This is a genomic window from Cytobacillus sp. FSL H8-0458 (genome assembly GCF_038002165.1).
In the GTDB taxonomy this organism is placed as follows: Bacteria; Bacillota; Bacilli; order Bacillales; family Cytobacillaceae; genus Cytobacillus.
Genome location: NZ_JBBOBR010000001.1, coordinates 3,065,070 through 3,087,816 on the forward strand (window position 1 = coordinate 3,065,070; position 22,747 = coordinate 3,087,816).

At 36.9% G+C, this 22,747-nt stretch carries 19 protein-coding genes and 1 tRNA gene; 2 read left to right on the top strand and 18 right to left on the bottom strand.

The window, feature by feature from the left end; genetic code table 11:
- Nucleotides 1-7: 7 nt before the first annotated feature.
- Complete coding sequence (gene queG / locus NYE23_RS14990; RefSeq protein ID WP_341078997.1) at nucleotides 8-1,141, bottom strand: tRNA epoxyqueuosine(34) reductase QueG; 1,134 nt, start codon at nucleotides 1,139-1,141, stop codon at nucleotides 8-10.
- Between the two features lie 107 nt (nucleotides 1,142-1,248).
- Here queG and NYE23_RS14995 point away from each other — a divergent pair, with 107 nt between their 5' ends.
- Nucleotides 1,249-1,917, top strand: coding sequence for a B3/B4 domain-containing protein (locus NYE23_RS14995; RefSeq protein WP_341078999.1), 669 nt, complete (start codon nucleotides 1,249-1,251; stop codon nucleotides 1,915-1,917).
- Between the two features lie 123 nt (nucleotides 1,918-2,040).
- On the opposite strand, the gene NYE23_RS15000 is transcribed toward NYE23_RS14995, so the two are convergent.
- The 11 genes from NYE23_RS15000 to NYE23_RS15050 all read right to left on the bottom strand — a co-directional run bounded on the left by NYE23_RS15000 (nucleotide 2,041) and on the right by NYE23_RS15050 (nucleotide 12,872).
- Nucleotides 2,041-2,114, bottom strand: a tRNA-Gly gene (locus tag NYE23_RS15000).
- 305 nt (nucleotides 2,115-2,419) lie between these two features.
- Nucleotides 2,420-3,388, bottom strand: a complete 969-nt coding sequence (locus tag NYE23_RS15005; protein WP_341079001.1) for a sugar phosphate isomerase/epimerase family protein — start codon at nucleotides 3,386-3,388, stop codon at nucleotides 2,420-2,422.
- A 17-nt stretch (nucleotides 3,389-3,405) separates the two neighbouring features.
- Nucleotides 3,406-4,434, bottom strand: coding sequence for a Gfo/Idh/MocA family protein (locus NYE23_RS15010; RefSeq protein WP_341079003.1), 1,029 nt, complete (start codon nucleotides 4,432-4,434; stop codon nucleotides 3,406-3,408).
- A gap of 9 nt (nucleotides 4,435-4,443) precedes the next feature.
- On the bottom strand, nucleotides 4,444-5,472 hold the full coding sequence (locus tag NYE23_RS15015; protein ID WP_341079006.1) for a Gfo/Idh/MocA family protein: 1,029 nt from the start codon (nucleotides 5,470-5,472) through the stop codon (nucleotides 4,444-4,446).
- Between the two features lies 1 nt (nucleotide 5,473).
- Nucleotides 5,474-6,214, bottom strand: a complete 741-nt coding sequence (locus NYE23_RS15020) for a ThuA domain-containing protein (RefSeq protein ID WP_341079009.1) — start codon at nucleotides 6,212-6,214, stop codon at nucleotides 5,474-5,476.
- Nucleotides 6,215-6,229: 15 nt separating this feature from the next.
- Nucleotides 6,230-6,958 carry a response regulator transcription factor gene (locus NYE23_RS15025; protein ID WP_341079010.1) on the bottom strand — a complete coding sequence of 243 codons (729 nt, stop codon included), beginning with the start codon at nucleotides 6,956-6,958 and terminating at the stop codon, nucleotides 6,230-6,232.
- Nucleotides 6,936-8,750, bottom strand: coding sequence for a sensor histidine kinase (locus tag NYE23_RS15030; RefSeq protein WP_341079011.1), 1,815 nt, complete (start codon nucleotides 8,748-8,750; stop codon nucleotides 6,936-6,938). The genes NYE23_RS15025 and NYE23_RS15030 overlap by 23 nt, the downstream gene beginning before the upstream one ends.
- Before the next feature lie 135 nt (nucleotides 8,751-8,885).
- Complete coding sequence (locus NYE23_RS15035; RefSeq protein WP_341079013.1) at nucleotides 8,886-10,172, bottom strand: ABC transporter substrate-binding protein; 1,287 nt, start codon at nucleotides 10,170-10,172, stop codon at nucleotides 8,886-8,888.
- Nucleotides 10,173-10,239: 67 nt separating this feature from the next.
- Nucleotides 10,240-11,067: a carbohydrate ABC transporter permease gene (locus tag NYE23_RS15040; RefSeq protein WP_341079014.1), complete on the bottom strand. Its 828-nt coding sequence runs from the start codon at nucleotides 11,065-11,067 to the stop codon at nucleotides 10,240-10,242.
- Nucleotides 11,067-12,008: a carbohydrate ABC transporter permease gene (locus tag NYE23_RS15045; RefSeq protein ID WP_341079016.1), complete on the bottom strand. Its 942-nt coding sequence runs from the start codon at nucleotides 12,006-12,008 to the stop codon at nucleotides 11,067-11,069. Before NYE23_RS15045 ends, NYE23_RS15040 begins: the two co-directional genes overlap by 1 nt.
- A gap of 444 nt (nucleotides 12,009-12,452) precedes the next feature.
- Nucleotides 12,453-12,872, bottom strand: coding sequence for a hypothetical protein (locus NYE23_RS15050; protein ID WP_341079017.1), 420 nt, complete (start codon nucleotides 12,870-12,872; stop codon nucleotides 12,453-12,455).
- An 81-nt stretch (nucleotides 12,873-12,953) separates the two neighbouring features.
- On the opposite strand from NYE23_RS15050, the gene NYE23_RS15055 reads away from it, so the two are divergent.
- A complete protein-coding gene (locus NYE23_RS15055; protein WP_341079019.1) occupies nucleotides 12,954-13,436 on the top strand; it encodes a hypothetical protein in 483 nt (160 codons plus the stop codon).
- Nucleotides 13,437-14,222: 786 nt separating this feature from the next.
- Here the strand turns inward: NYE23_RS15055 and NYE23_RS15060 are convergent.
- The 6 genes from NYE23_RS15060 to NYE23_RS15085 all read right to left on the bottom strand — a co-directional run bounded on the left by NYE23_RS15060 (nucleotide 14,223) and on the right by NYE23_RS15085 (nucleotide 22,109).
- The gene (locus NYE23_RS15060; RefSeq protein WP_341079021.1) at nucleotides 14,223-15,608 is read right to left on the bottom strand and encodes a metal-binding protein; all 1,386 of its coding nucleotides are present in this window, start codon (nucleotides 15,606-15,608) and stop codon (nucleotides 14,223-14,225) included.
- Nucleotides 15,609-15,767: 159 nt separating this feature from the next.
- Complete coding sequence (locus NYE23_RS15065) at nucleotides 15,768-17,534, bottom strand: UvrD-helicase domain-containing protein (protein ID WP_341079022.1); 1,767 nt, start codon at nucleotides 17,532-17,534, stop codon at nucleotides 15,768-15,770.
- The gene (locus NYE23_RS15070) at nucleotides 17,516-19,483 is read right to left on the bottom strand and encodes an ATP-dependent nuclease (protein WP_341079023.1); all 1,968 of its coding nucleotides are present in this window, start codon (nucleotides 19,481-19,483) and stop codon (nucleotides 17,516-17,518) included. Before NYE23_RS15070 ends, NYE23_RS15065 begins: the two co-directional genes overlap by 19 nt.
- A gap of 298 nt (nucleotides 19,484-19,781) precedes the next feature.
- Nucleotides 19,782-20,003, bottom strand: coding sequence for a hypothetical protein (locus NYE23_RS15075; protein ID WP_341079024.1), 222 nt, complete (start codon nucleotides 20,001-20,003; stop codon nucleotides 19,782-19,784).
- A 79-nt stretch (nucleotides 20,004-20,082) separates the two neighbouring features.
- Complete coding sequence (locus tag NYE23_RS15080) at nucleotides 20,083-20,496, bottom strand: phage major tail protein, TP901-1 family (RefSeq protein WP_341079025.1); 414 nt, start codon at nucleotides 20,494-20,496, stop codon at nucleotides 20,083-20,085.
- A gap of 92 nt (nucleotides 20,497-20,588) precedes the next feature.
- Nucleotides 20,589-22,109, bottom strand: a complete 1,521-nt coding sequence (locus NYE23_RS15085) for a phage major capsid protein (protein ID WP_341079026.1) — start codon at nucleotides 22,107-22,109, stop codon at nucleotides 20,589-20,591.
- Nucleotides 22,110-22,747: the final 638 nt, after the last annotated feature.

The following is a 22,747-nucleotide window of genomic DNA, read 5'->3' on the forward strand; positions in this document are numbered from 1 at the left end:
TCCCCCATCATTGTTCAAAAAAACTTAAACCCTTTTCAATTTCAGCGATGACTTCTCCGTCTTTCTCCAGCTGCAATGCCTGCTTTAGTGCAGGCAGTGATTTTTCTCCGCCTATTTTCCCGAGTGCCCATGCTGCCGTTCCCCGGATCACCGGCCTCGGATCTTCTGTCATTACTTTAACCAGGTCTTCTGCCGCTGTCTCATCTTTGTAGTGAGCCAGGGCGATGATGGCATTTCGCTGGATCGGCTTTTTCCCTCTCCAGGAACCTGAAACAGGGCCATATTTTTCTTTGAATTCACGGTTGCTGATAAAAAGAAGCGGCCTTAAAAGCGGCTTTGCCACTTCCGGATCCGGCTCCATCTCATCATGCAGATGAAAATCCTTGCCTTTATTTTCAGGACAAACGGTTTGACAGGTGTCGCACCCATAAAGCCTGTTCCCCAGTTTTTCTCTATATGGCTCTGCTAGAAAGCCCTTTGTCTGTGTCAAGAATGCAATGCATTTCTGTGCATCAAGCTGACCTCCCTGAATTAAAGCTCCGGTCGGGCAGACATCAACACATTTATTGCAGCTTCCGCATCTGTCTTCCATTGGCTTATCAGGCTCAAAAGGCAGATTTGTTATCATTTCTCCAAGATAAACATACGATCCGAATTCCGGTGTGATGATGGAACAGTTTTTTCCGCTCCAGCCAATTCCGGCACGCTGTGCAACGGCCCGATCCACCAGCTCACCTGTATCCACCATGGATTTGCATATCGCCTCAGGAATTCTTGACTGAATGAATTCCTCAAGCTTTTGAAGACGTTCCCTCAGGATATGATGATAGTCCTTCCCCCATGAAGCCCGGCAGAAAATTCCCCTTCTTTCACCTCTTTTGCTGACAACCCTTACCTTCATTTTGGAAGGGTAAGCAACTGCTATGGAAATAATAGACCGGGGTTTGTCCATTAGCAGGGCGGGATTCACCCTCTTCTCAATATCAGGTTCTTCAAATCCTGAATGATATTGAAGCTCCTGCTGGCGAATCAGCCTATTTTTCATTTCATCAAAAGTGTCCGCTGTCGTAAAACCGATTTTATCAATGCCAATTGTGTTACTGTATTCAATCACTTCCTGCTTGAATTGTGCAAAGTCCATTGTATGACCTCCTTTCATGAGAAATTAAATTTATATGAAAGTCTTTAATTTATTGATCACCGCTTATTATGATAAACTATTTTAAAGTAATTTTGGAGGTGGAAAGCTTGGAAATTATGATAGCTCCAGAGTTGTGCAAATTATTGCCCAATTTTAAAATTGGATTCATTACATATAAGAATATCGAAGTCGGACAATCTCCTCAAATGGTAAAGGGCAGACTCCAATTATTTCAGGAATCTATTTATTTTGACTTAGAGGACAAGAGTGTTACAGAATTTGAAGGGATCAAAGAATGGCGACAGATTTTCAAAACAGCAGGCAAGGATCCGAACCGCTACCGCCATTCTGCAGAAGCACTGTACAGAAGAATTAAAAAACAAAATTATCTGCAGCCGGTCAACAGCTCAATAGATATTAACAATTTCTTTTCCCTGGAATACCAAATACCCATCGGTATATATGATGCTGATAAGCTTTCAGGCCATCTGACTATCAGGTTAGGCAAAGAAGGCGAAGAATATAATGGCTTAAACGGAAGACCCAATTCGCTTGCCAATTTAATAATCAGTGAAGATGCAGCAGGGCCATTTGGCAGTCCTTTTGTGGACTCTGAAAGGACAGCTGTCACGGAACAGACTAAAAATGCCATTCAAATTGTTTATTTGCGACCTTCTCTGGAAACCGATAAGGCTGAAAAAATGACAGAGTCATTAATGAACATGTACACTCAAGTGCATGGTGGAGAAGCGGCTTTTAAGGTAATTGGATGTTAATCTAGTTTATTAAAAATCGAGTGGAATCTGCGGATGCCGCCCGATTTTTTTCTTAATAGCCAAAAAATATGAAAAAACGCAATACCTCGTTCTTTTTGAACGAAACACTGCGTTGGCTATGTATGGAGCGGGTGAAGGGAATCGAACCCTCATCATCAGCTTGGAAGGCTGAGGTTTTACCACTAAACTACACCCGCATTTGTATATAATTGTTAGCTACTACTTCTTTCCCGTTCTTGCATGCCTCTTCCTCTAAAAGCTTATTCATGGAAGCCTATGCGCCGAGGCAACTCGAAGCTGATTCATGGATGTGCTGCTCGTGGCTGAGGTTTTACCACTAAACTACACCAGCATTTGTGAAAATATATTCAAATATTAATGCAAATATGATTAAACATTATGTCGAATCAACTATTTAATAGTACTAAATCCAGCGTAAATGGTCAACCCTTTATTGAAAAAATTGTCGAAAAAACAGAGAGAGGGTTTTTCCCCTCCCTGTTTATACCCACCACATTTCCGAAGGCTGCTCTTCGATTAAGATGGATTTAAGGTTCCTTACTGCTCTTGTAAATCCTTCTTCAATCGACATAAGCGGATCTTCGTGCTCAATGCTGACAACATAGTCATACCCAAACGTGCGCAAAGCGCTCATCATATCAGACCATTCCTGCAGGCTGTGTCCGCACCCGACTGATCTGAACGTCCACGCCCTGGTCTGTACATTGCCATACGGCTGCATATCCATTAACCCGTACATATTCACATTTTCCTGGTCAATATAGGTATCTTTTGCATGAAAATGATGAATAGCATTTTCTTTTCCCAGTATTTTGATTGCTGCCACAGGGTCAATGCCCTGCCACCATAAATGGCTTGGATCCAGATTGGCTCCAATGGCGTCACACGTTTCTTCCCTTAATTTTAAAAGTGTATACGGGGTGTGTACAAGGAATCCGCCATGCAGTTCGAGACCGATTTTCACATTATGGTCTTTGGCAAATTGTCCCGCTTTCTTCCAGTAAGGAATGAGCTTCTCCTCCCATTGCCATTTCAGCACTTCTCCATACTCATTCGGCCACGGTGCGACCGGCCAATTCGGGTGCTTTGCCCCTTCCCCGTCACCGGCAGTGCCGGAAAAACAGTTAACAACCGGAACATTCATTAAGCTTGCTAACTTAATCGTGTCGTATAATACACGGTCTGATTCCTCTGCAAATGCATTATCAGGTGAGATCGGATTGCCATGACAGCTGAATGCACTGATTTCAAGCCCCCTCGACAAAACCTTGTTCAGGTAATCATCCCGGAGTTCATTGCTTTCCAAAAGCTCCTGCAGGCTGCAGTGAGCGTTACCGGGATAGGCTCCCGTTCCGATTTCAACAGCCTTAAGTCCTGCAGCTTTCACATAATCGAGCATATCTTCAAAATTTTTCTCAGCAAATAATACGGTAAATACCCCGAGCTTCACAAAATCCCCTCCTGGCTTTAATATATTTCTCGCTTGCTGCTACTGTAAATCGCATCAATAATCCTGGTTGTCTGGAGTGCTTCTTCTGCTTTAACCATAAATTCTTCGCTGCCCAAACAGCTGTTAATAAAGTTCCGTGCCTGCGTTAAAGCATAGTCATCTTCTCCCGGGAGCCATTCTGAACGTGTATTCAGGAGCATTCCATGTTTGGATTGATTCAAACTGAATGGGAATAAATCAATCCCTCCCTGCTGCCCTGAAAGACTGAGGCTTTCATCATCCTTTTCAATATTGGCAGACCAGGAAGTCTCAAAAAGAAGGGAAGCGCCATTCGCAAATTTTATGTAAGCTGTCACATGATCATCTACATCAAAGGATTGATGGTCAAAGCTGCCCCATAGATTCACCTGATCAGGCATTTTGCTTAATTTATTGTAAGCTGTACCGGATACCTCCGTTTCCGCCGGGTTTCCCAGAAGCCAAAGCGAGAGGTCAAGCAAATGGCAGCCGTAATCAATCAAGCTTCCGCCGCCTTGGAGTTCCTTATTGGTAAAAACACCCCAGCCCGGCACTTTTCTTCTTCTCATCGCTCTTGCCCTGGCTGCAAACGGAGTGCCAATTTCATTTTCTGAAATCAGTTTTTTTGCAGCTTGTGCCTCTTTCATGAACCGGTAGTGATAAGCAATGGCCAATACCTTCCCTGACCGGTCTCTTGCCTCGATCATTTTCCTGCATTCTTCTGCTGTCATGGCCATCGGCTTCTCACACAAAACATGCAGCCCGGCCTCCAGCGCAGCAGCGGTAATTTCAGCATGAAACTTATTCGGTGTACAAATAACCACTGCATCTGTTTCAGTGAATACTTCTTTATAATCTGTAAAAACGCTGCTAATTCCAAACTTCTTTGCAGCCAGCTGTGCAGTTTCTTCATTCACATCGCAGATAGCTGTTATGGAAGCACTATCCGATAATTTTAATAAAACGGGAATATGCCGGGATTGGGCAATTCCGCCAGCACCGATAATTCCGATCCGAAGCTTCTTCATGGATGCACCTCAATTAATTCTGACAATCTGCTTTGTTTCGCTTGACTCCAGGGCAGCAAGAATCACTTGGAGCGACTTCATCCCCTCGGAACCGGAGATCACAGGCTCCTGTTCATTTAGAATACTTTCAATGAAGTGGTCAATGACACCTGAACTCTTTTGCCCGCCTTCTTCATTTGTCTGGATTCCGCCGAGCTCATACTTCACTGTTTCACCGTCTGCATACTGAACAATAAGAGAGTTCACCGGATCATCCTCCAGCCTCAAAATAGCTTTCTCTCCATAAATAATAGTTGAATTGTCTTCTTTAGATACGTAAGACCAGCTTGCAGCCAATGTACCGATCACACCGCTTTCCGTTTTCAAAACACATACTGCTGTATCATCGACATCAGCACCGGCTTTGGCACTCGTTTCGACAAATGCCCCAACCTCAGCAAACTCTTCTCCCAGCAGGTAACGCAGCAGGTCGGTCTTATGGACACCAAGGTCACCCATCGCGCCAATAAAAGCCTGATTCTTTTTGAAGAACCAGCTTTCTTTGCCATCTGCACTCCACCCCTCTGGCCCGCCGTGGCCAAAAGCAGTTCGGAAACTGTAGATTTTTCCCGCATCACCCCTTGCAATCAAATCCTTTGCTTTTTTATGGGACGGAACAAAGCGCTGATTGTGAGCAATCATTAATTTCTTTCCATTTTTACGGGCTGCCTCTATCATGTCCTGCGCCTCTTCCTTAGATGTGGCCATTGGCTTTTCACATAAAACATGCTTGCCCGCGTTCAATGCTGCAACTGAAATAGGGGCATGCAGGTAATTCGGTGTGCAGACACTCACTGCATCTATATCCTTGTCAGCTAGCAATTCCCTATAATCGGTGTACGCCTTCGACTCGTAAAGATCAGCAAACACATTTGCACGATCTTTATTAATATCACATACCGCTGCAATGACAGCTCCTCTGCTTGCATGATATTCAGGCATATGCCGATGCTTGGCAATACTTCCGCATCCAATGATTCCGATTTTGAGTTTTTTCATCCTAATTCTCCACTCCTTCATGTTTCACACTGATTCTCTCCAGCGGCTTCGCATTTCCATAGACCGGTACGGGAAGATCAGCCGGCTTAGCCCACTTAACAGCATTTTTAATAACCTGCTGGACGTCCTTATGATAATAGGTTGGATACGTTTCATGTCCCGGGCGGAAATAAAAGATTTTTCCTTTTCCCCGCCTGTATGTACAGCCGCTCCGGAAAATTTCCCCGCCTTCAAACCAGCTAACCATTACAAGCTCATCCGGTGCAGGGATATCAAAATGTTCTCCATACATCTCTTCTTTTTCAAGTTCAATATATTCTCCAAGTCCTTCTGCAATCGGGTGGCTCGGGTCTACAATCCAAATTCGTTCCTTTTCATCAGCTTCTCTCCACTTTAAATCACAGGAAGTTCCCATCAGCACTTTAAAAATTTTAGAAAAATGGCCTGAATGAAGGACAATCAGCCCCATTCCATCGAGAACTCTTTGTTTTACTTTTTCGACGATTGCATCCTCAACTTCTCCATGCGCCAGATGCCCCCACCAGACTAAAACGTCTGTTTCCTGCAAAACAGCATCACTGAGTCCATGTTCGGATTCATCCAATGTTGCTGTCTTCACTTTAAAATCTTCTCCATTTAAAAAATCTGCAATGGCACCGTGAATACCATCGGGATAAACAGTCCTTACCTTTTCATCCTTTTGTTCATGGCGATTTTCATTCCAGACAAGCACGTTAATCATGAATCTTCCTCCTTCTTAATTCAAACTTCTATATTCATTTGGAGAAATTCCCTCTGTCTTTTTAAAGACTTTGCTAAAATACTTTTCATCCTGATAGCCAACCTGGAAAGCAATTTCATAGATTTTCAGTTTATGGTTCTGCAAAAGCTCCTTGGCCTTAGTCATTCGGACATTCGTTATAAAATCTGTAATAGTAGCCTGATATTCCTGTTTAAACTTCCTGGAGATGTACTCCCTGCTTAAATAAAATCTGTCTGCAATTTCCTGCAGGTTAATATCTTTGTTATAGCTTTCCAGCAGAAACTGTTCTATTTGCTGGATCACATTCATCTCCCTGTTTTGCTCCTGCTGGCATTCTACTGGAGAATTTTGCTGCTTCCATTCAGTAATGGCTTTCTCCAGGGTTTCATTCAATATGTCCGGATCGATAGGCTTCAAGATATAATCAAAGCTTTTGTAACAGATGGCATTTCTCATATAGTCGAAATCATCATATCCGCTGACAACAATCGTCTTACTGGATAGATCTGAAGAATGTATCCATTTTAAAAGGCTTATGCCATCTCTCTTTGGCATGCTCATATCTGTGAATATGATTTCAGGGCGATGCTCTTTAATCAGCTTTATGGCCTCATTACCATCTGCCGCCTCCATGATCGTGTCAATCCCAAAGCGGCTCCAATCTCCCAGAAGCATTAAGCCTTCCCGCACATGCTGTTCATCATCCACAATAATTGCTTTCATCTTTTCCACCTTCCATCTTTTTTGGAAGTTTAATAGAAACCAGCAGTCCGCCCTGCTCAAGGTTCTTAATCTGCAGATAAGCCCGGCTGCCATAATAAAGTCTTAACCGGACATAAACATTCTTCAGTCCGATATTCATTAACTCTCCCTTTTGCCCTATCCTGTCATTCATCAAATGCATTCGAATTTCCTCCAGCCTGCTCTCCGAAACACCAGTGCCATTATCCTCAATAAGGATATCCAGATAAAATTCATCCTGTCTGCAGGTTATTTTAACCTCTCCAGTTTTTTCGCGTGCATCAAAGCCGTGTTTAAAGTAATTCTCCACTAAAGGCTGCAAAATCATTTTTGGTACAGGAAACCCCATGGCTTCTTCATCAAGCTGAAAATTGAACTGAAGCTGATCACCGAACCGTTCCTTTTGCAGCAGGAGATAGGCCTTGGTATGTTCAATTTCTTTTTGAAGAGGAACCATACCCTCCTCCATATTCATGCTGTACCTCATGATTTTTGAAAGACGGGTAACAGATGAATAAATTTGCGGACCCTGATTTTTCAAGGCCGCTGTTCCTATTGACTGCAATGCATTGTATAAAAAATGAGGATTAACCTGGGACTGCAGAACCTTAAGCTGATTGGTCCTGTTTTCAAGCTGAAGCTTATACTCCCTATTAATCAGATCATTAATTTTATCGATCATTTGCCTGAATCGATCACCTAGATAACCAATCTCATCATTGCCGAAAGATTTAAAACGGACATCAAGATTCCCCTTTTCAACTTGATCGATATTTTTCAGGAGAATTCTGATGGGAGAGGTAATTCTGACAGAAATAAATAGTGTGGCGAGAATAACCAGGCACAGCCCCATTACGCCAAACATGATATTGATCTTCGCCACACTGAATGCACTTTCATATAAAGTGGTATATGGGACTCGCTTAACAAGATACCAGCCGCCTGAATTTTGCGATAATTGATCATATATCATTACACCGCTGAATGCATCTTCCTCCCATTCAACCGTGCCATTTTCTTTATTTGTCCCTATCACCCAATCAATCCAATCAGACGTTTTATCTCCGTTACCAGCTTCATCCGTTGAACGATAGATCATGTCACCTTCAGGAGATATAATATAGAATTCTTCATTATCCCCTGAATAAAGATTACGGCTGATATTGGTTATTTGATCCGGGGAAAACTCCAATGAGATATAGGCCAATAGATCATCTGATGGAATATTGATTAAAGACCTGTGCAGCGTAATGACATTTTTAGGCTTTTTGTCATCAGGATCCTTTATCTTATGAATGGGCTCAAGAAACATATTGTTTGGACTTTCTTTCGCTTTTTCGTAATATTCCTGATTGGCATTTGTCAGCCTCTTTGAAAAAACAACAGCAGAGCGGCGGGAGGCTGTTATGAGCCGATCTTCCTTGGCAACAGCAATATTAACTCGTTTGATATTTTCCTCAGCATACAGGATGGTAGAAATTACATTTCTTACAGCTTCAACAGCCTGATAATTATTTTCCTTCCTGGGATCTTTTAGAAAGTTTATTAAACCTGGATTATTGTAGAGAGATAGTGTCAACCCGTCCAGTTCATTTATGTATCCCTCCAGGTTCACTTTTCCTTGATATAAAAGGTTGCTATTTTCTTTAATGGCCTGGTCTTTCAATGATTCCGCTGTATGGTAGTAAGTGATGATAATGGACGCCCCAAATGGAACAATCGTGGCTACCATTAATAGAACGATCAGTTTATTCCTAATGCTTTTTTTGAACATCTGCTTCCCCCGCTGCTATCTCTTTTACAATAGTATAAAGCAACTTCCCTTTTTGGGGATGCTTTTTTTCTATGGGATCTCACAGGGAAAACAGAAAGCATATCTTCCGCAGACATGCTTCCCGTTTTACCAAATTTATTTCAAATTATCCCAGGATGCCTGGAAGCGTTCAACAACCGTATCATAGTCAATCTTTCCTGCAGCATATTCCTGGATTGTTGCAGCAAACTCTTTGTTTGCACCATCCGGCCATCTGAACCACGTCCAAGGAATCGTTTTCTCTGCCTTAGAATACTCAAGAATATGCTTTCCAAGTGGCCCTAAACCGGTTGGCTCAATATTGTCAAAGGCTGGAATGAAAGCAAACTCTTCTGTGATATAACGCTTGCCTGTTTCGGATGAAACCATCCAGTCAAGGAATAACTTGGCTTCTTCAAGATGCTCAGAGTTTTTGTTAAGAACCCAGTTGTTTGGCACGCCTACCGGTAATCGGTCTGCATCAGCTTCTTCATCAGTCAGCGGAATTGGAAGGAATCCCATATTAATGTCAGGGTCAATTTCAAGAATCATGTTCTCCGTCCAGTTGCCCTGCTGAAGCATAGCTGTTTTGCCGGAAGCAAATAGTGTAACTTGCGTATTGTAATCAGTTGTTAACGGATTGTCATTTCCAAAGTTAATTTCAGTATCAAGAACTTCTTTAAACTCTTTAAATTTATCATTGCCGGTTAACTTTTCAGATCCGCTATATAAGCCTTCAATAAATGCAACAGGATCCTCCTGCTGTGCAAATGGAATGTTTAATAAATGCTGCCCAATGACCCACCACTCACCGTAACCGGCAGAGAAAGGGGTAATTCCTTTATCTTTAAGCTTTTTAGCAGCATCCTTCAATTCTGAAATCGTATTAGGCGGTTCAGTAATTCCCGCTTCTTCAAATAAATCCTTGTTATAAATAAAACCGTATCCTTCCAGATTTACCGGCATTCCATAAAGCTTGCCATCTGTATCGGTCGTTGGAACCTTACCAATTGGAAGCACATGCTCTGCCCACGGCTCATTTGAAAGGTCAGCAAGATGCTCTTTCCAAAGCTCCAATTCCTTAAATCCGCCATTGTTAAAAATGTCAGGCTGTTCGCCGGATGCAAACTTCGCTTTTAATGCGGCACCATAATCAGCTCCGCCTCCAACAGACTCAAGCTTTATTTTAATATTTGGATGCTCTTTTTCAAATTCGCCAATCATTTCCTGAAGCTGATCGGCAATCTCCACTTTAAATTGGAACATGTTCAGTGTTACCACTTCATCACCATTCTTTGAATCATCCTTAGGCTTTTCATCCCCTGAAGAGCTGGAAGAAGAACAGCCCGCCATAATGCCTGCCATCAGAACCAATGAAAGCAGTAATAGAGCAAAGCGTTTCATTTTGTTTCCCCCCTGAATAATTTTATATAAACTTTCACAGCCTCTTTGGATGCAAAAGTCTCTACCACTACTTAATGGAGCCTTGTGCAATGCCTTTTATAATATGTCTCTGCAGGAAAAGGAAGAAAATTACGACCGGAGTAATGCCCATCACAAGGGCAGCCAGTCCCATATCCCACTGCTTAGTATATTGTGCAAAGAATGAGCTTGTGGCCAAAGGAATCGTCCTAAGCTCTGCATCCTGAAGCACCAGAAGCGGAAGCAGATAGTCATTCCAGATCCATAATGTATTTAAAATAACAACTGTTACAGTAATTGGCTTCAGAAGCGGAAAAACAATCCTCCAAAAGACGCCAAACTGGCTGCACCCATCAATTCTCGCTGATTCTTCGATCTCGATTGGAACTGTTTTAATAAAGCCGTGATAAAGGAAAAGCGATAATGGTACTCCAAAGCCAAAGTACATAATGATGAGACCCGGTATGCTGTTTGTCAGATTCAGCGTGCCTCCAAGTTTCATCAGAGGGATCATGACTGTCTGAAATGGAATAACCATTGCAGATACAAATAATACAAACAGGATTTTGCTGAATTTCCCCGGAGTCCTGACCATCTTCCAGGCAGCCATAGAACTGATGACAACCAGTCCAATATTGCTGATTACCGTTATTATAAGCGAATTCCAGAAGGCCCGCGGGAAATTAATGATATCCCATACCTTCAGATAATTGGAGAATAAAAATTCCTGCGGCCAGGCTGCAGCATCAATCAGAATATCCGCAAAGCCTTTTACAGAATTAATAAGCACGAAGTAAAAAGGAATGAGGAATATGATTCCTAATACGATTCCGATGATCTCCAGCAGAAACGTAACCTTTGTATATCTGGGATTCATTATGCCTCAACCTCCCTTTTCTTCGTCATCATCACCTGAACCGTTGTAAAAATAGCTACCACAAGAAAGAATAAAATGGATTTCGCTGTACCAAGACCATACCGGTTATTCTGGAATGCTTCTTGATAAATATTAATCGCAACAGATTGTGTCGAATTAAATGGCCCTCCGCCTGTGAGTGAAATATTCAGGTCAAAAATCTTAAACGCCATGGATATCGTTAAAAAGAAACAAATCGTGAATGCCGGTAAAATAAGCGGAATGATTATTTTTGTCAGCAGTGTCCAGCTTGAAGCTCCATCGATTCTTGCCGCCTCCAGCAGTGTCTGATCAACACCCTGCAGTGCTGCAATATAAATCACCATCATATATCCGCTGATCTGCCAGGCAAACACAATCACAATGCCCCAGAATGCTGTTGTCTCATCTCCAAGCCATGGAAGCTTAAAAACCGAAAGATCCGTTAGATTTCCAATTGCAGCAAACCCTTTTACAAAAATAAACTGCCAGATGAATCCAAGCAATAATCCCCCGATAACATTCGGAATGAAAAACACAGTCCTCAATAAATTCCTGGACTTCAAGGCTGCGTTCAATAATAAAGCAAGCCCAAACCCTAGTAAATTACTAATAATAACCGAAGCTAACATAAATTTAGTAGTAAACATAAAGGAATCAAAAAACTTAGGATCATTCTTGAAAATCTTTATATAATTTTCCAGCCCAACCCACTCAACCATAGAACTGACGCCATTCCAGGAAGTAAACGAATAATATATCCCCATCAGGAAAGGAATGATCTGTATCACCAGGAAAAAAATTAATGCTGGCCCTACAAAAGCAAGGTATGTTAAGATCTTTTTCAAATTTGCTTTTTTCCTGGAAACTGTTTTAACCTCTGACTTCATTGCCGGTTCCCCGATCTCAATCTTTGTCTCCAACTCTCTTCACCGCCCCCCTCATTTCCTGCAAACGCTTTCCTACATTATATTTGAAACCGCTTGCATAAATAGGTGACTGGATTGACTAAATGGTGCAATATTTTGACTTTTTGAAAGGGTCAATCGTCTTATCCTTGTTTCATAGCAGCCTTCCGAACAGTTCAGAACCCTTTTTCGAAACCACCTTCTGAACCGTCCGGAACCCTGTTGGGATGATAAATGTCCGTCAAATTTCCCAGGGATATAATTTTTAGACACAAAAAAAGGTTTCCCAAATGGGAAACCCTTTTCTTCAGATACCGGTGGTCGGGGTCGAACCGACACTCCAGAAGGAACACGATTTTGAGTCCCACTACGAATCATTTAGCTTATAGAATCAATAACCCCAACGTTTGTTGGAATTTCTTTAATTCTTGGGTAACACGACTACTTCAAATTATGCCTTTACACTTCAATTTGGTCAAGCTTTTCCATTTTTTTATTGAATCTAGCCTGCCCAATTTTCTTATACTTTTGGATTAAGATAGCTTCATGTATTCGTGCATCTTCCAATAGATCATATTCTCCAACAAACCGATATTCAATTTTTTCTTCTGTCATAAGTTGAACGTGTACCTTGTTTCTTCTATTAGTATATCTTCGACACCTGTACCAGACTCCACTTCCAACATAAATAACTTCTCCGTTGTACCAATGCTCATATACTACATACTTCTTTACCTTCCTTAGTTCACTTGGAATCAATTTATTTTTCTTAATTAGTTGAATTACTTTTTGAAAAGAAATGCCGTATAACCGAGCTATATCTTGATTGGTCATTTTATAAGACAAATGCTTAACTAATTCTTCTTTAGTTGGATACAAGAAAATCACCTCAAAAACCTTATATCAACGAAATGATAAATGTAAAATGGAATTATTAAATTGTTATTAGGGGGAATTTGAATGAGATATTTCACAGAAAAGGATATAGATAAACAAAGAAGAGCATTTTATAACTTCTTTAAAGATAATGAATCTGGTGGCATCCAAGTATTTAATGGCCTGCATGAAGAATTAACTTTAGAAGAGGTTCAAGAACTAATTGATGGGCTTACAATTGCCTATAAGAAGATCAGTGAAGAGGAATACAAAGAACGAACGTTAGACCAAGTTATTTATGATGTTAATCATGATTTTGAAATTTTTGAGGAAGGACCTCACATTAACAGGCCATTTAGAAAAGATTTAAAAAGGAATTATACAATTAAATGTGCTAATTGTTTAAGTGAAATTTCAACCAAAGAGCATGAAGGATATTGGGTAGCTCAAAATCATCATGTAAAGATACATGGAGAAAAGTTTTGTTCTGAATGGTGCGTTAACAAGTTTATAGATGAGCAAAAACAAATTGCAATTAAGAAAAAACGAACAAGATATTGTGTATAAAATACTTTAAAACAGTACTCATTTTAGGCACCTTATTTTAAACCCTATCCTTTCGTATATGTAGCATACTGAATTTACTAACAAATAGAAATATTCTTTACATAATCCCTTCCTTCCTATATGATATATTCAGTGCATATTAATTTATATTCAGCCATTGAATATAAAAAGATGCATAGGTATTAAATAAGCGGGTATAAGTGTAAATAGTTAAAAGATGAATAGTTAAAAGACGAATAGTTAAAAGACGAATAGTTAAAAGACGAATAGTTAAATGATGAATAGTTAAATGATGAATAGTTAAATGATGAATAGTTAAATGATGAATAGTTAAATGATGAATAGTTAAATGATGAATAGTTAAATGATGAATAGTTAAATGATGAATAGTTAAAAGACGAATAGTTAAATGATGAATAGTTAAATGATGAATAGTTAAATGATGAATAGTTAAATGATGAATAGTTAAAAGACGAATAGTTAAATGATGAATAGTTAAAAATGAATATAATTTGAAGCTAACATAAAATAGTATAAGCGCTTATACTCCCTATTAATTTTTAAAAGGGGGTTTAGTAAATGAAAAACGAAGTTCTTTCTCTAGTTCTTCAAGGCATGACTTTCGTGGTAATTCTATTTACTGCGATCATCGCATTAGTTAAATAAATAAATAAACAAAGACAAAGGGATTCCGGAAACCCTTTGTCTTTTTATTTATCATATATTTGTTATATATAAAATCAATATTTTATTAAACAATAAAAGGAGCGTTTAGGTCCTTTTAGCTTACCTTGTTCTATTTTTTTGACGAGCTTTTTTCGATATTTTCTTTATAGTTTTCTTTTTATTCGGTTGTTTTTTGTTCTTAGGTCGGTTAGATGATGGATAGTAATCTTGTAAAGTTCTAGGTATAATACCTTGATTGACACACATATGCTTACGGGTTTGATAAACTATCTCTGCAAGTCCAATACACGATCTCATTAACTGAAAACATTCAAGTACAAACTCTGTTAAATATAAACTTTCGGAGGTACCCTTTTTCAGTTCGCCAGAAGGATAGTAAATTATCTCTTGTGTAATAACATCATAAGTATAACTTCTATGACCTATTGCATTTCGTAATCTATTATCAACTTTGGAAACAAATATTTTGTCAAAGCTTTCTTCACCATTAATAAATTCTAATTTTCTTCCTTTTTTATGCATTTTCATATAATCTTCAATGCTTTGAATTTCTTTGATTACATTTTCCTTCATCTTTTTAAAATCTGCTCGATGTTTCAAATTATTATATGCAACGACTAAATTTAAAATATCTCCTATATCCTCAAAAGTATCTATATAAAAATCCTTAATGTCTTCAAAATCAACAGTTGTTAATCCTAATTTCTTAATCACATCTTCTTTGTGATTTTTTTCTGAATAAAAGTCTAATCCGTAAATTGGTATAAACATGTGGAATTTCTCAACAAACTTATTGATAATTCCGAAAATCTTTTTTTCATAATCATTCAAATGGCTTTCGAAATGTTTTGCCAATAAGATTAATTGGCTACTATGATTAATATTTCGAAACTCATTAAATATATGGGTAGTAATTTCTTTAAAATAATTACGAGCAAAATTATTAGTAAACAAGAAATTCAAGACATGAATTGCTCTTAATAATTCATACTCGTTATCTGCTGGGAATTTTGCTTTATCTAATAATTTATGAATTTCTTTAGGTAAATATGTATGATTTCCATTTAACCATAGCTCATTAATTCGTTTTACAGTAGGCCAGTCATTTTCAATTTTATGTAGAAAATGCATTGTACTTTTTTTAAATTCTCCAATATTTTCTCCCATAGAAAATAAACCATTTTTAAAAAAAGGAGTGAGAAATGTATCTTCATCTTCAGAATATGGGCGCATTTTTTCAGTTAGTAGTTCTCCAGAAACTTCAATTAAATATGCCGGATTTCCAATATCCTCTAAAGGAGTTGCATTTTTTAATTTAATAGAATATCCTGCGTTTTGTTGGTCTAAATAGACATTGCCGAATAATGAAATATTACAACTGCCACATTTAATTCTTACTGGATAATTTTCTAACCAACCTAGCTGCACTCTTATACGAGTAACGCTATTACAAACATTACATTTATAATCATTTGTAATTACCATTATATTCATCCTTTGATATACTCTCTATTTTACGTTCTATTTTAATAATACACTAACGAGGTCCTTTAAGGTTTTAAAATAAAATTCTCATTTTATATAAAAAACTACACCTAATTGATAGATGCAGTTGGATAAAATTAATATTTTATTTTCTATATCTTAAATAAATTCTTGCACATATTTAATGTCCCAATATTGGTCTATGAACTTAGTTTTGATTTCATCTGTTAATTCTTCTTCATTGATAGCATATATAAATAGATGGGTAGGTCTACTCATAGCAACATAAAGTAAATTTCTATTTATAAAGTCAATATCTTCTTCTATATCGGGACTTAAATATCTATTCATAAGAATTTTTGTAAGTGGTTTCTTTTCAAAATCGAGTAATAAAACAGATCGATGAGTTTCACCCTTTACTGAGTGAATAGTAGATATTTGGTTTTCTATATAATTTTGATCCTCAGTATTAAGGGTTTTATTAACAATCTCTTCAATATCTTTGAAAAGCTTATTATTTCTTTTAATTTCTGTAATTGCCCTCTCTTTTAACAAACAGTTTATTTCATCTCTAATTTTTATAGTTAATGTATCATTTAAACCGTTTTTTAATACATCTACCAATAATGAGTTTATCTCAGGGATATTTCTGTGGCTTAATATCCATTTCCTAACCTCAATAGTCTGATCAATTTCAACTTCCATTATTTTTTTATGTATAAATTTAACAATTAGCTTTTTTAATTCTGAAACAATGGAATCTTTCTTCTTCTTCTTATCTTCTTTATACTCGATATTAAAGTACTTCTTCGTAGTGTCTTTTCTTAATACAAGTATGCTATCTCTTTTCTTATTGCTATTAAAGGTAAGTGACTCTTTTGATAGTTTTTCAATAATTCTATTATATGCTAAACCTACACTTTCGGGATTATTGTAAGCTAACAATATCGGATTGAAAGAAGAAATTTCTTCTTTTGTCTCTATTTGTGCTTCAGGAATAATGATGTTTAATTGGTTACCAAGTGCACTTCCAAACCTGTTAGAAATATTTAGTCTAAATATGTCGTCCTTTTTTATCTCGGGCATGACTTCCCCAAACCCTATGGTTTGAAAAGGATCACCTATTTTTTGAATTATATTTTTATCTGTTTTGAAAAGGTTGTCGAGTAATCTTTCCCCATGTTTATTAGTGTCCTGGAACTCATCAATAAAAACATATTTAAATCTATTTCTAAGTATTTCAACCATTCGTTTATTAAACAAAAAGTACTCTGAAAATAAAAAGGTATCACTATGAGTAATATAGCCTTGGGATTTTCTCTTAATCTTAAAACGTAACATATCATCTTTGTATTTATCGAACTTATCCCAGTTATTTGTATTTTCTATATCAATTCTTCTTTCTTCTGTATTTATTATGAGATTACTGCTATCTATCCTCCTTGCAATTGATTTTTTGACTCCTTCATCCATCCACCTGTATTTCCTTGAAAGTAGTGAGATGTATGTATCAATATTATTATGATCAGGTTGATTTTTATCTGGAAAATGTAAATTGTTATTTTTAAACGCTATCTTAAATAAAGGTAAAACACAGAATTTATTGAAAAACTCATGGATTGTTCCAATAAAGTGTGGATGTTTTATTTTTCCCACTCCGGCCTTTTGTAATGCGTTATTTATTTCATTAACAGCTACATTAGTGTGCGTAATGATGCAAATACCTTCATTTTTATTGTTTCTATTTAAATCTATTAACATAAGGGCAATTTTAGCTGCTAGAGAAGTTGTCTTTCCTGTTCCTGGTCCTGCTATTATTGTTTTAGTTTCAAAAAGCTCTATAAATTCTTTTTGTAATTTATTTAGTTTTAACCCATTAAGCAGTGCATCTTCTATTCTTTTATAATCTAAATTGGTAAATTCCATCCGCGTACACCACCTGTTACATGAAGAATAGCACTGACTAAATAACTTAATTGATTGTCCTGACTCACTTTTTTAATAGCATCTTCCCTGTTGCGGGAAAGATATTCTGCGAAGTTTTGGGCAATTATTGATTTTGATACCTTCTTTTCCAAGATAAATTTATAAATATTTACTGCTAATTCTTCTTCATCCATGATATTTTCCCATAGTTTTAATTGCTTGGTTTTAAAGCTTTTTTCAGTGTAATGTGAATCAACTACAATTTTTTGAAATTCTTTAGAAAAACAACTTTTTGCAATTGCATATTCTAGTGTCCATGGATTTGATACAAAGAGACGGGTCTGCTCTCTATGGTCGAAAAATTTCTCTTTCAAAGATTCTTCTCTTGCTTCTAACACTTTATAATATTGTGCCCCTGATAGCGGTTCAATTATTTCTACTAATTCTTTATTAATTTGATTAACCTCATAAACCTTTTTTAGTTTTTCTTGAAAATCAGTAAAATTTATATAGCATCCATTTAAATCTTTATTACATTCTTCGATTCCATAAAGCTCAATGATTGCATTATTGGTAGTATCATCTACTAAAAAGTAGCATGGCAACTGATAAAAGGCTTGAGGCTTCAAGTCTAAATCTGTAATGATAGAAACAGGGAAATTAAGCGGATGATGTTCATCCCTTCTTAGAAAGATAGATGAGTAACGTTTGAATGCCAAAGACCCTACATTGATAATTGACACTCCGTATCTGTGTAACGGTCTTCCTATTAATTCTGCAATTGAAGGTAACAAAAGATTTTCTGCATCACCTTCAACAAAAATTATTCCCTGAGCGAAAAACATGTTTGCTTTAGTAGCATCTAGAAATCTTTCTAAAAAACTATAATCATCAGCTTCCAATAAGGTAAGACCTTTTCTCATAGGATATGCATTCGAATTGTAAATGAAAATAATATTTTCTAATAAGATAGAAGAAGCTAAAGTGGTACTATGAGATGAAAAAATATATTGCATCTCTTTTTCATCACTTCTTTTCTCAAAATATTTAATTAACCTCAATTGTGCTTGAGGATGAATATGTGCTTCTACCTCCTCAACCAAAGCTAATTTCGGTCCTATTTCACCTTCACTTAATAAAAGTAATTCTGCAGCCATGAACAGTAAATTAGAACTTCCTAGACCTGTTCCAACTTCACCAATAGACAATTCTAATTTCCTTAATATTTCAATGAATGACATGCTTTTATTTCTAATTTCAGGGTTTTTATTACTATTTTTCACAAAAAACTCTTCGAGTGTAGTACCGATTTTCTCTAATACTGGGGTTTTTAAAACTGTTTTTAGAGTATCAAATGCATTTTCAAAATCCCCTATAATTGCCTTTTGCTCGTCATTATCTTCTGATGAAAACTCTTTTAAACTTCTAATTATTTGTGCTATTCGTGACTTTTTGCCAGAATTAAGCTCTACCTCAGCATCTCGAAGAGGTTTTAAATAAGTTACTGAAAGTAACTGTCTTATTTCATCGTCAATTGAACTTTCCACGTTTAAATCCCCGGCTTTTGTGCTCTTCTTTAACTTTTTATGCCCATTTAAATCAATGAAATATTCAACTTCCATCACTATCCTTAAATGTGATTCATCCTTAGTAAATGAAAGCCATTCAAAAAAGTAGGACTCTTCGTCTTTTGATAATTCCCTAAAAATGCATTCTATTTTTAAGGTATTTGCTCCATTAAAGAAATCTTCTTCTGTTATCCAGTTTAAATCATTACTATTTGTACCTAAAATCAATTTTATAGCATCAATTATTGCTGTTTTCCCGGAATCATTTTCACCAACTAATACATTTAATCCTTTATTAAACTCAACTTCAAGGCCGGGTTGACTGTTTTCTTTTTCTCCATACTTTCGCCAATTCCATAATTTCAAACTATGTAAATACATAAATATCTCCCTTAGATCAAATCTTTATTTATATTTATTTTACTACAATGTTCACTCAATTTATGAAAATTTTTACATTTTATGATATTATTTGGCGAAATATTGTATCTATTAATTAATAATCTATTAAGTGCAGGTAATTACATTCAACTCCATTTGGGCCAATTGGGACGAACACCAAAAACAAACCTCCCCTCGTTATTATGGTTGTTTTGACGTTTTTTGTTTGGAAGGTAGGCGGTACTGTGGCTGAGCTAGGCGCTATGTCTGGAGGAATAGATTCATTAAGATGAATCACTTAGTAGTAACTTCTAACAAATCCATAACTTACTTCAGAGCAACTCAAGTTACAGAGAGTTAGATTCACACGATCTAACAACTTCATTCTATCGAGCTTCTTCCCTTTGTTCTTCATTAGTTCAGTAAAGTGTTTAGCAACAATAGAAGCTGCAGCGAATCTAAATTGCTCTTCTCCTATATCTTCACGAACCTGTTTTAAGTAGAACAACTTCTCACTCATTTAACTATCTCCTTTCTATTTAATAATGAAAATAAAAAGAACTAAGAGCCTTCACTACTCTTAGTCCTCCTAAACTTAATTAAAACGGTGCTACTTCTTCGACAATCAATGCTCCACTACCTTGAAGAGAAATGCTGTATGTTACTAAATCGTCATAAGGCATCTCTAATGAAAAATCAGTAATAGTTGTATTGCCCTTATATTTCGTACCAGAAAGTAACTCAATATATACATTAACATTCTCACTATTAATGAATTTAGTTTCTAATATACTGTAAGCAGCATCATCTTGAACAAATGCTCCATCACAATCAATACTCCATTCTTTAAAACCAGCTAATGATTCTTTCCAAAAACCTTCTGTATCTTTTGAAGTTGCATCAATAGATTCAGCTGAGCGAGAAAGGGTTGCATTACGCTGTCCAGCTAAAATCTTTCCTGTTGAAGCATCTTCAATATATACCTTACATTTCATCCCGGTTATCTTCGACATCTAAACTACCTCTTTCACTTAAAAATGTAAAAAAAGAGAGCAAAATAATCTACTCTCCGAACATGTGAATGTTTTCACATAAATAGTTTTAGTTAAGCAATTACTGTTAACTTAGTTAAGGCATCTGGATTGTAGACTGCGCCATCAAGATATACATCAAATAAGAAGCCAACTGAACCACGTAGTGCATGGTCCGTATCTTGAACCATCCTCATTTTTGGACCTTGTTTAACCATTACTGCGTAACCATCTTCTAAACTTCCAAGCAAAACAGGTGTTTGACCAATTGTATCACCAGCAGCCAAAGAATCAGTAATGACTACTTCTAATCCAAATAAAGTATAATGTGGTTTGCCATTAACAAATCCGTTCTGCACATAAAAATGACCTGAAGCATCACGTAGCTTTGCTACTCGGTTGTAGAATGGTCTTGACATAATGAATTGAAACTTTTGAAGATACTCAGGATGGATATTAAGCGTCATGTCTAATAACACATCTAATAGCTGATCATTTGTAGCAGCCAGTGATAAATCAAATTTACCAATAGTAGCATCTGGAACAATTCCTCGGAATTCTTCCGCAGAAGTACCACGAAGGATTGATTTTTCGATTGCTTTAAATGTCCGTTTTGCAAGTAAGTTTGGAACATATTCAGCCATATTAGTTGCAGCGTCATTAATTAGCTGATTTGTAAGGGCCATATAAGCACCGGCTCGTTTTTGATTTAAAGCCACCTCGCCTAAAGACATTGCCTCTTCAGATAAGTTCTGCGATTCTCCAACGAACATACCAACTCCAACAGCAGTTTCTCTTGGAATCTTTACTGAACCACTTGCAGATGGAATCTTACGGGCACGAGCGAAAACAGGTGATGTTTCTTCTAACTTTTCAACGATCAAGTCAGCTACTGCTTGAGGAATAACCGCTTCATTACCAGATGTAAGCTGTAAGTTCCGAAAGCTCTCGTTGAACTCTCGAATTTCTGTTACTTTTTGAAACTCTACTTCATTCTTATAACTTCCGTATCTAAATTCTGTTTTTTCCATTGTGTGTTTCTCCTCTTCAATTTTGTATTCTGCTAAACTCGGAATCTCAACTTTTTCGATCAAGTTGATACCACGAGCTGCAATAGTTGATTGGCTGTATGCTGGATTTTTCACAACGGAAACTTCAAGTAATTCCATTTCCTCAATAGTTTTCTCATGAAGACCATTTCCAAGAGCTTTCCATGAATCACGAATTGTACGAAATCCGAAACTCATGTTTTGAAAGATTCCAGATTTGATAAGTTCATACGCATCTGTTCCATAACTTGTAGGAACGATTGTTGCTTCCATGTACAGACCTTGACTGTCTTCTCGAAGTTTTAAACTTCTATTTCGAGTAGAAGATAAGATTTTTTTTGAATCATGCTCTGCAAGAAAGTCGATTTCTTTTGCATTCTTAATAGCCTGGGTAAAAGCACCTTTAGCAATTTTTTCAACGAATTTTTTTGTTGATCCAAGAACTTCACTTAGTTGTCCTGTTTTGTTCACATAACCAGAGACTGTTAATGAATCATCTTTATTAGCACTTAATTTAGTGCCTTGAAATCGCAACTCCATTTTCATAATCTCGTGCACCTCCGTATAAAATGAGTTTGCTTACCAAAGCAAACCTGAAAAATGGCAAAAAGAAAGAGACGTACCCCGAAGGATACGCCTCTCCAAAAAGAAAAAATCGATTGGAAAATAGAACTCATTCTGCAAGTTCCATAATATTAGTAGCTACCATAAAGGTAGCTCCGAATGACAAATTTTATAAAGAAGAGAAGCCAAGCAAATGGAAATAAACTTGGCCATGTTCAAAGTTCGACGAAGTACGTGGAGGTTCTTTATCCGAACAATGAATTAAAAGCTTAGCTAAACCTTTAATAACCCAACTACAGAAAGGGGGTGAAAGAGCTACTTAGTAATCGGAGTAACTAAATAACCCTCTCATATATAATATATACAACTTGTATTTTTGTAACAAAATATTGCTTAAATAAACAACTTTTTTACCTCTCATATATAATATATACAAGTAGTGCTTCCTAGACACTTTTTACAGTTAAATTAAATTAAAAACCTTCGCAATAAAACAACGTTTTGTTGCGAAATAAATAAATTTTTATAATTAAATATTATTAATTAAGTATTAATAGAGTTTACTTTTTACACTATCGAAGTGTATTTTTTACACTATCAAAGTGTATTTTTTACACTTG